Below are 9,659 nucleotides of genomic sequence, written 5' to 3' on the forward strand. Positions count from 1 at the left end.
TCACGCCGCCGCAGCGGCGAGCACGGATGTCTCCGCCGGAAAGGGGTTGAAGCGCCTACCACACCGCTCCGGGAGCCACTGGTCTGTCTCCGTGCCCCGCAGTGTGGTGCGCCCGCCGGAACCCGATATCTCCCGAGGTCCCCTCGGCATCTGCCGCGACGCCATGGCCGTGTGCGAACCCCTGCGCGTCGGCGCGCAGTTGCACTACTGCGTCGGGCGCATTCCCGTACATGCCCACCGTCGTTCCAAGCGACAACCCTTGCTCGTCCCGAAGGTTGACCTTACAGCCGCTGTTGGCCGCTGCCACGCACAAGCCGACTCCCCACAATGAGGGTTGCCCTTTGAGGCGTCACGGTTGCGCGATCGACCAAACAGAACGGTTACTCGGAAGTATGTTTTTTGCAGATCCAGACAGAGTACGGCGCGAGTCCGTCATGAATGATCAATTGCCGCCCTCGGGCCCTGTCGACAGCGGAAACGGCACACTTGGTTTTTTGTCGGTGACAGTGCATTCGTGAAGCACTGGTTCCGCAGACGCAGGACTGCGGCCGACGCATGGCTGCATTTCGAAATCGACACGGGGCACCGGGCGCCGACACCTGCGATCTGCCGGCCGGCCACGTGCGCAGTGGTCGCGCGTCGTCCGCGCAGACGCGGCCCTACCGTGTGCCGTCGTGGCTGTCGAGCATGCCGTAACGGGTGTGCCCGCGCTCGCTCCGCCGGACGGGCTCCAGCCGGTGCATCGCGCGCAGCTGGTGCAACCGCGCGCGGTCCTCAGCCATGAGGTTCCCGTGGGTGTGCACCACGACCCGCCGACGCAGGCCGGGCTCCAACCGCTCCAGCAACAGGGCCGAGGTTTCCCAGAGACTCTGGTCGAACGCCCGCTCCGCGACACCGAGTTCGACGGCCAGGGTGTCGCGGGAGGGCGGCCGGACGGTGGCGGCGTACGGCGGCGGACTGCCGTAGGGCCCGATCCACAGGCCCGCCGCGGTCACGACCGCCCTGCTGTGCGCGGTGAGCTCCGACGGCTGAGCGGTCGTACCGCCCAGGTCGGGTGGCATCCGGCACTCCGTCACGCGCACGGCGCGTGCGCCTCCCTGCCCGGTCGGTGAGCAGACGACCGTACGCGCGAACGGGCGCCAGAATCCGCCCGCGGCGTCGGTCATGCCGAGTTCCGTCGTGGCGTCCGGCACCGACGCCGCGTCCCAGGAGCTGCCGCCGTCGAGCCGCGGTGCCCCCACCGCCAGGCGGACCTCGCTGCCCAGCAGGTCCGCCAGTTCCTGCCCGGTCCGCAGCAGCGGCAGTCCGTCCAAGGACACCAGCCGCACCAGGCTGCGAACTTGTACGGGCATGGCGGCCATCACCACGGCGAGGGCCGCCGCGGGCACGTCGGACGACACCAGTACCAGCTGCGGCCGCTCCCTCTCGGGCGCAAGGGCAAGCGGTCTCGTGTGGGCGGAGAGCGGGGCCGGACCCTCGCGCCGGACGGCCAGTCCGGCCGGGACGGGCTCGACGACATGCCCCGCGACCGTCTGCCGGCCCACCCGTCGCACGGCGGATCTCCAGCCCGGCACGGGCAGGTGACTGCCCACGCTTCTGGGCGCGCGCCCCGGTGAGAAGTGCCACCAGCCGCCCGAGGCGCCGGGCAGGTCGGGCGAGAAGAAGGATCCGTCCTCGGTCACGAGGGCCCTGCCGGCTGTCGCCAGGACGTCGAGTCCCCACCGCTCACAGATCAGCTGCGCGACGGAGGGGCGGCCTGTGCGACCGTTCGCCCCTTCGGCCATCAGCAGCACCAGCAGCCGGACATGCGCGTCCCGGCCGGCGTCCAGGGCCGGCGCCAGGTAGCGGCACATCTCGTCGGCATCCCGGTCGGACAGCGGCATGCCCACGACCACCACCGCTTCGCCCGGTCTGACCGGAGTCAGCAGGCGGGCCAGACGCGTGAGACGATCCGGCGGACCGCTGCCCGCATGCACCATGTGCACACGCTCACCGGCGCGCGTCACCGTCGCCCCGCCGGTGACATCCACGTTCTCACCCATCCTGCCCCGGCCCACCTCGTGTCCGATCGGGATTTGAAGAGCTCCCGGAACCGAAAGACGGTCGAGGAATCCAGACAGACCCTCCAGCTGCTGCGCTTGCTCGCGTGAGACGCCTTCTTCTGTTCATGTTCCATTCGCTGCTTGCCGGGGAGCGGCGTGAAACCGAGAACGTGGCCCGGTGGCTCCGTCGCAGCCGCAGACAGCACCGTGTTTCTATCAGCTGTGTGCACGCGAAAAGGGAGCCCCGAGGCCGATCAGGATCGTTTGGGCAGCAAGGGGTGACACACAGGCAGCCTCCGGGTCGAAACGGTGATGGCGCGGGCGCCGTCGTGGTAGGTCTGGGCTTCAACGGCGCCTGGGGAGTTCCGAGTTGACATCATTTCCGGGGTAGGGCATCCAACACCGTGGTGCCGGTCAGACCATGGCCGGCCGATGCCAGCCCGTTGACGGGGCATCAGGTGGGCGGGGGACGGGGCGGCTGCTCGGCGGACATGGCTCACCGTCGCACCGCGATCCACAGCGATGCGACGGAAACGAACCACAGCACCCGGGCGACCTGGGTCAGCGCACCGCCTTCTGCCCCGTGGGCCCGACCGCGAACCACTTGCCGTCGACGCCCTGACCGTTCAGGTCGCCGGCACCGGAGTCGCCGGAGAAGCGGTAGACGGGCCAGCCGCCCACGGTGACCTGGACCTTGCCGTCGGCCCGGTGGATGGCTTCGACGTCCTTCGGGTTCACACCCGCCAGATAGACGTTGCCACCGTCTTTGATGATGACCGGGGGCCACTTCGTGGCGCAGGCGTCGTTGCAGTTCGACTCGCCCGAGCCGGCGCTGTCGCCGTCGAAGCGGTAGAGCGCCGCCTGGTTGATGTTGATCAGGTGGGGTGCGGCCAGGTCGGGTGAGGTGACCGCGGACAGCTGGACCCACTTGGGCGGCGTCTCCTGGACCGCCGTGCCGACCACCGTGCCGCCGGTTCCGTTGAGGCCGGCGTCCTTGGCGGTGGAGTCGAGCACCTGGAGTGCGGAGTTGCCCGCGCCGCCCTGCGCGGGCGCTGCGGTCGTAGGAGCCGCGGACGAGGTGGCCGGAGCCGGGGCGGAAGTGGACGAAGGCGAGCTGTCACCGATCTGGATCACCTTGCCGCACGCGGTCAGGCTCACCAGCCCGCAGACGGCGAGAACGGTGGCGGCGGAAGCACGGCGCGTTGCGGTGCCGTGTGACAGCAGGCCGCTAAAGAACGAGGTCATACAGGCGACACGGCACAAGCCCCGGAAAAGGTTCAACGCCGGGCCCCGTTCACCGCGAAGGTGTTCCGCGATGAACGTTCGACCGCCCCTGTGTCGTGCTCCTCGTACAGAGCAGCCCTCACGCGCAGGATCGGGAGCCCGCAGTGTCGTCGAACGTGAACATCCCCGTGAACGAGCTCAAGGAAGCCCAGAACATGCTGGGTTTCGTGCACGACTTCATCGACATCGGACACAACACGTTCGACTTCGACGCGGCGTTCGGCCCTGAGTTGTCCCGCGGTTCCGCCCAGAACTTCGAGGACCGGTGGGAGGACGGCAAGCACCAGTTGCAGAAGCAGGTGGCGGGCATCCGGGACGCCATCGGCCAGATCCTGGACGCCTTCGAGAAGACCGACCGGGACGCGGCCGCGCATCTCGACGACGGGTCCGGCACGTGAGACTCCCGACGAACACGGCGAAGGACGGACGATGAGCACGGCACAGCGTTTTCTGCTGGACATTCCCGATCAGTGGGATCAGTTCGATCTGAGCGGTGAGGAGTTGGCCCGGGTCCGCGCGCAGGCGCTGGCGTCCACCGACGATCCCCGGGCGAAGGCCGAGATCAACGACATGTTCCGGCAGGGCCGTGAGGTGACCCGGGCGGCCCGGCGTTACGGGGCGCTTCTGGCGTCGGGCACGGCGACCATGTACCCCGAGGGCCTGTTCATGGCGTACGGCATGGTCTTCGCCGTCACCACGCCCGCGGGGCACGAGCTGACACTGCCCGTCCTGTCGGCGCAGCTGGGTCTCTCCTCGGCCACCGGTGAGGTGCCCAAGGACCGTGCCATCACCTCGGCGCAGGTGCCCCACGTCGGCCCTGCGGCACGCCTCACCGGCACCGAGGTGACCCGGCTGACCGGTGACATCGACGTCAAGCTGCTGACGATGCACACGATGATGGCGGTGCCCGGCACCACGCAGGACTTCCTCGTGGTCACCCTCGCCAGCCCCAACCTGCCGCTGAAGAACGAGGTGTACGACCTCTTCGACGCGATCACGAGCACGTTCCGCTTCCTGACCGCCGACGGGGAGCAGGTCCCTGCGCAAGTGGGTTCCGGCGTGTGACAGCCGCTTAAGGCGATGCCCCGACGGGCTCGCCTGCGGACGTCGCTGCGGGGGCGGTCGCCTTCGTTCGACCGCCTCCGCAGCGGGGGCACAGCCCCGTCCCCTCCGAGGAGTGAGGGGACACAAGGACGGGCTCCCCCAACGGGGGGCATGTGGGAACCCCTCCCGCTTCTACAGGTCCGGCCCCAGGTAGGGCACCTGGACGCTGCGCAGGACTCCGTCACCGAGGTGGATCAGGCCGCGGCCCGGCTGGGGGGCCTGGCCGACCAGGCCCCGGGTCAGCTTCACGCCGATGACCTCGCCGTCACTCAGTCCCTGCGGGGACAGGAGCATGCCGCTGCGATTGCGCTTGACCTGCCCCATCCACCCGGCCAGGCTCAGCGACAGCGACTCGGCGTTGCCCGCCACGAGCACGCCCCAGCCGGTGCCGGCACCGCCGCGGGCGAGCAGCGCGAGATCGGGGTCGATCTCGGCTCCCATGAAGAGTTCGGCGTCGTCGACGACGATGACGCCGTACTCCTGCGAGACGTTGTTCAACGCCTGCCGGAAGTCACCGACCGGCACGTCGGCGTCGGTGAACAGGGACACCACGCCGGGCCGGCCCTGGAGGTTGCGCAGGGGCGAACGGCGCGGGGCCAGCACGATGAGTCCCGCGCCGGCAGTCAGCAGTGACTCGGACGCGGCGAGCAGCGCGGTGCTGCGGCCGGTGCGCGGCGGTCCGGCGATCACGAAGGTGGGGACGTCCGTGAGGTCGGGGCCGAGCGAGGCGAGGGTGTCTCCGCCGACTGCGACCAGGGGCCGCATCGGTCCGGCCTGCGTGTGCAGGGTGCGGGCGTCGGCGTACGAGATCCGGTCGGGCAGTACGTCGAGCCTGATCGGGCGGCGGGCGGGCGGCACCGCGCTTTCGCGCTCGGCCAGTTCCCGGCCGAGGGCCGCGAGGATGCCGGCCTGGGCGGTGCCCGCCAGGTCCTCGCCGAGGACGGCGATCTGCGCCTCGCTCAGATCCTGGGTGCGGATGCCGCGGCCGGGCTCCGGGTCCGTGGGCGCGGACTTGGTGGGGATGCCGACGCTGGAGTAGTCCTGCCTGTCGTTGAGCCTGAGGACGATCTTGTCCTCGGTGGTGCCGGAGAAGCGGCTGCTGCCGAGCACCCGGTCCCCCGCGAGCACGACGTGGATGCCCACGCCCGCACCGTCGCGCAGCAGTCGCAAGAGCCGCTCCATGTAGCTGCCGTTGTCGTACGAGGTGAACTCGCGCTCGAAGACCTCGAACCGGTCGACCATCAGCACGATGTGCGGGAGCCGCTCGTGTTCGGGCTGGCCGTGCCGCAGCTCGGTCAGGTCGGCCGTGCCGCGGGTGCCCAGGACGCTCTGGCGGACGGTGAGTTCGGTGCCGAGCCGGTCCAGGAGGCGGCCGAGGCGCTCGATCTGGTTGCGGTCGACGACCGAGCCGCAGTGCGGCAGCGACGTCAGCACGTTGAGGGCGCCGTTGCCGCAGTCGATGCCGTACAGGTGCATGTCGTCCGCGCCGTGGGCCTGGCCGAGCGCTGCGGCCAGGGTGCGCAGGGTCTGGGAGCGGCCGCTGCGGGGCGAGCCGATGATGTGCAGGTGGCCCGCCCGGTCGAGGTCGAACGTGAGCGGTGCGCGGCTCTGCTGGGCGGGCAGGTCGACCATGCCGTACGCGACGGGGGCCAGGGCCGCTTCGCGTTCGGCGGCGGGCTTCGGCGCGGGCGGCATGGTCCACGGCAGCACGTCGGGCAGCGCAGGCAGCCAGGGGCTGGGCCGGCGCGGCACGCCGGCGAGGGTGGCCGCGTCGGCGACCGCGGCCGCGAGCACCGCGAGGTCGGTGACCGCCTCGCTCCGCGCGGCCGCGCCGCCTCGCGAACGCGCCCTGGGCAGGGGGCCGCCGAGGTCCTGCCACGGCACGGGCACGGCGTCGACGGTGACCTGTGTCCCGGTGGCGGGCAGGCCGCCGGGTCGGCGCCCTCCGACGCGTCCGGACTGGAACGGCAGCAGCGCCGACGGGCCCAGGCGGGCGTAGGCGCGGCCCGGGTTGGCCGGGGAGATGTCGCCGGAGTCGGGAGCGTCGATGATGTCGCGGCTCTCGCTCGTGTCGGTGGTGCGCAGGGCGATACGGAGGTTGGTGTTGGCCCGGATGTCCGGGGTGACCGCGCCGCCCGGCCGCTGGGTGGCGAGCACCAGGTGGATGCCGAGGGACCGGCCGCGCTGGGCGATGTTGACCAGTCCGGAGATGAAGTCGGGCAGTTCGCGGACCATCGAGGCGAACTCGTCGATGACGAGGAGCAGTCGGGGCAGCGGGGGAAGGACGTTGCCGCCGCGCGAGCGCTTGTCGAGGTAGTCCTCGATGTCCTTGGCGCCCGACTGGGCCAACTGTGTCTCGCGGCGGCGCAGTTCGGCGCCCAGGGAGACCAGTGCCCGTTCCACGAGCCGGGTGTCGAGGTCGGTGACCAGGCCGACGGTGTGCGGCAGGTCGGCGCACTCGGCGAAGGCGCTGCCGCCCTTGTAGTCGACGAGGACGAACGTCATCTCGTCGGGCCGGTTGACCACCGCGAGCGTGGCGACGAGCGTCTGGAGCAGTTCGGACTTGCCGGAGCCGGTGGTGCCGGCGATCAGCGCGTGCGGACCGTCGCGCACCAGGTCGACGGCGAACTCGCCGTCGTAGCCGACGCCGAGCACGGCCCTGGTGGAGCGACCACCGAGGGACCATCCCGCCGCCAGGGCCTGCGCGGTGGGCGGTTCGATGTTCAGCAGGTCCAGCAGGCGTACGGAGCCCGGCAGCGCGCTCTCGTCGCTGTCCCCCACGCCGCGCAACGGGGCCAGCGCACGGGCGAACTGGTCGTACCAGTTCGCCTCGGGGAAGTCGCTGCGCACGTTCTCCAGGGCGGCGCCGGGTCCGGTGCGGACCTTGGCCGTGGTGGCGTCGGCGACGGTGACGACGACGGCACCGCACTCCTCGGGCAGCAGCCGCTCCTCCCGGTCGATGCAGATGGTGTACACACCCACGGCCGGGCCGTCGCGCAGGAGTGCGATCACGCCCGGCAGGGAGCGGGCCCGGCGGGCCTCCTGCAGGACGACGAGGATGTCGGGGTAGCCGTTGGCTCCGCCCCGTGTGATCTCCGGTCCGGCGGCGCTGCGGGCGGCGACAATCTGACCGAGTTCACCGATGCGGCGGGCCAACGAGTCCGCGGTGCTGCCGATCAGGGCGTAGGCGTCCTCGCCCTGCGCCTGGGTGTGCGGCAGCCAGCGCGACCAGGACCAGTCGTGCTCGCCGGACGGTCCGGCCAGGACGACGATGCGCAGGTCGGTGGGGCTGTGGAGGGCGGCCGCCTGGGCGGTCAGCCATGCCGCGTGGCGGGTCGCGCCGGGTCCGGCGACACCCGCGACGCCGACGCGGCGCAGCGGGAGGGCGACGGGTACCTGGTTCAGCCACGGCACGGTGTTGCGCCGGTGCTCGTCCTGCTCGGGGTCGTCGACGCTGACCGACGACGGGAGATCGGTGGTGCCGGCGCGCACGGTCAGGAAGTCGGGGTCCCGCCACCGGCGTTCCCACAGCCGTTCCGAAGGTCTGACCGCCATCTGCAGAAGTGCCGCGGGATCGGGCAGGGAGAGGCGGAGGTTGTGCTGCTCCTCCAGGACGGCGGTGTCGATGTCCGCACGCACGGCGGTCACCGACCGGTCGTAGTCCTCCTTCGACTCCAGGTACTTCAGCATCGCCTGCTTGCGGCCGCCGAACTGGGTGACCAGGGCGGCGATCGGAGAGAGCAGGGCGATAAAGACGAAGGACCACCGGTGGGTGACGAGGATGGCGATCGCGGCGCTGCCGGCGGGCAGTAGCAGGATCGGCAGGAGGGGGACGGGCCGCTTGTCGGGCTTGATGGGTGGGGTCGGCAGCCGGAACTTCGCCCCTGCCGCGGGCGGCAGGAATCGCGGCGGCCGGTTGAACTCCAGTCCGAGTCCGTCCTCCGCCGCGACCAGCGGGGCGCGGGCCGTGTGCCTCGACGTGAGCTCCAGCAGGGTGGTCCCGACCGCGAGTTGGCTTCCCTCGCGCCACGGGGACGGTTCGCCCGTGGGCTTGCCGTCGAGCGACGCCGCATCGGCCGCGAGGAGTTCGGCGCTGCCGTCGAGGTGCACGCGCACCTGGGCGGCGCGGGGCGGCGCGCCTTCGGCCAGGCGCACGCGGCAGCCGGGGGCGGCGCCGATGTCGTAGTCGCCGGGGACCAGGCGGTAGGTGGTGCCCGCACCCGGGCCGGAGACGACGCGGATCTCGGTGCTGCCCTCGGGCTCGGGCTCCCCTGACACGGGAGCGCCGAGCCCCAGGTCCATGCCGTCCCGTACACCCGCCGCCTGGAGCGTGCTTCGGGGGTCGACGAGCTTCGAGCCGGCGTACAGGGCCGGCTCCGGCGCCGCGGTGCCGTCGGCCCCCGCGTAGCCGAGGGCTCGTGCCAGCTCGGCCGCGAACCTGTCCGCGGTGGCGTTCGGTTCGGTCTGTACTGCGAGGGTGGTGGACACCCCCTCGGCGCGAGGGTCACGAACGCTGACGGTCAATCGCACTGCTCATCGTCCTTCTCGAGTAGCGGTGGGTGCGGCATCGATCGCCGTGCGGCGAGCCGGGCCGGTTGGTCAGGACAGGGCGGAGCCGAGCTGGTTGTCGGTCTGGTCGAAGGCCTCGCCGACGGTCTTCACGTACTGGCCGATGCCCTGCAGGCCCTGGTTGACCTGCTCGAAGCCCTTGGCGAACTCGTCGAAGAACGGCGAGAACTTCTGCTGCGCGGCGGGGGTGCTGTAGCCGTCGGCGAGCAGGGTGGAGATCTTGCCGCGGACCTCGTTGAGCTTGTCCTGGAGCTGGGAGAAGTCGTTGAGCAGGGCCTGCGAGGTCGACGACGTGGTGTCGGAGTTGACGCTGTAGTTGGGCACGGAAGTACTCCTTGCTGGTGGTTGATGCTGTCCATCCGTTCAGGGATGGAGAACTGGATGTACGGCTAGCCGCCCTCGGCGTCGGGCGTAGACCCGGGGTTCGTACCGGTCGGCACCGCCCCCGGACCACCCGGCAGACCCGTCTGCGGACCAGCCAAAGACCCGGCATCCGGACGGATCGGAGGCACCGCCGGCGACACCTCCACCGGATGCGGGGCAGGCAACGCCCCGGGATTCGAACCGGTCGGCACCGCCCCCGGACCACCCGGCAGACCCGTCTGCGGACCAGCCAAAGACCCGGCATCCGGACGGATCGGAGGCACCGCCGGCGACACC

Annotated in this window: 6 protein-coding genes; 2 read left to right on the plus strand and 4 right to left on the minus strand. The window is 71.1% G+C overall.

Translation table 11 applies throughout. The features are described from left to right. Window positions 1-659: 659 nt before the first annotated feature. Together ACIQRL_RS36515 and ACIQRL_RS36520 are read right to left on the minus strand one after the other, a co-directional pair. Window positions 660-2,042 carry a hypothetical protein gene (locus tag ACIQRL_RS36515; protein WP_401339768.1) on the minus strand — a complete coding sequence of 461 codons (1,383 nt, stop codon included), beginning with the start codon at window positions 2,040-2,042 and terminating at the stop codon, window positions 660-662. Between the two features lie 561 nt (window positions 2,043-2,603). After that, window positions 2,604-3,287, minus strand: coding sequence for a hypothetical protein (locus ACIQRL_RS36520; protein ID WP_401339770.1), 684 nt, complete (start codon window positions 3,285-3,287; stop codon window positions 2,604-2,606). A 143-nt stretch (window positions 3,288-3,430) separates the two neighbouring features. Between ACIQRL_RS36520 and ACIQRL_RS36525 the strand changes: the two genes are divergently transcribed. Together ACIQRL_RS36525 and ACIQRL_RS36530 are read left to right on the plus strand one after the other, a co-directional pair. Further along, on the plus strand, window positions 3,431-3,724 hold the full coding sequence (locus ACIQRL_RS36525; RefSeq protein ID WP_401339773.1) for a hypothetical protein: 294 nt from the start codon (window positions 3,431-3,433) through the stop codon (window positions 3,722-3,724). 31 nt (window positions 3,725-3,755) lie between these two features. Beyond that, entirely contained in the window at window positions 3,756-4,391 is a 636-nt protein-coding gene (locus tag ACIQRL_RS36530; protein ID WP_401339774.1) for a hypothetical protein, read from the plus strand. A 171-nt stretch (window positions 4,392-4,562) separates the two neighbouring features. Here the strand turns inward: ACIQRL_RS36530 and ACIQRL_RS36535 are convergent, their stop codons facing one another. Both ACIQRL_RS36535 and ACIQRL_RS36540 read right to left on the minus strand, forming a co-directional pair. Continuing rightward, on the minus strand, window positions 4,563-8,954 hold the full coding sequence (locus ACIQRL_RS36535) for an FtsK/SpoIIIE domain-containing protein (protein WP_401339940.1): 4,392 nt from the start codon (window positions 8,952-8,954) through the stop codon (window positions 4,563-4,565). A 75-nt stretch (window positions 8,955-9,029) separates the two neighbouring features. Next, window positions 9,030-9,323: a WXG100 family type VII secretion target gene (locus ACIQRL_RS36540; protein WP_381242187.1), complete on the minus strand. Its 294-nt coding sequence runs from the start codon at window positions 9,321-9,323 to the stop codon at window positions 9,030-9,032. Window positions 9,324-9,659: the final 336 nt, after the last annotated feature.

This window comes from Streptomyces sp. NPDC091209, assembly GCF_044757755.1.
Taxonomy (GTDB): domain Bacteria; phylum Actinomycetota; class Actinomycetes; order Streptomycetales; family Streptomycetaceae; genus Streptomyces.

Excerpts from the sequence above, each read along its gene's own strand:
- ACIQRL_RS36515 (WP_401339768.1), bottom strand. The coding sequence starts at position 2,042 with ATGGGTGAGAACGTGGATGTCACCGGCGGGGCGACGGTGACGCGCGCC.
- ACIQRL_RS36520 (WP_401339770.1), bottom strand. The coding sequence starts at position 3,287 with ATGACCTCGTTCTTTAGCGGCCTGCTGTCACACGGCACCGCAACGCGC.
- ACIQRL_RS36530 (WP_401339774.1), top strand. The coding sequence starts at position 3,756 with ATGAGCACGGCACAGCGTTTTCTGCTGGACATTCCCGATCAGTGGGAT.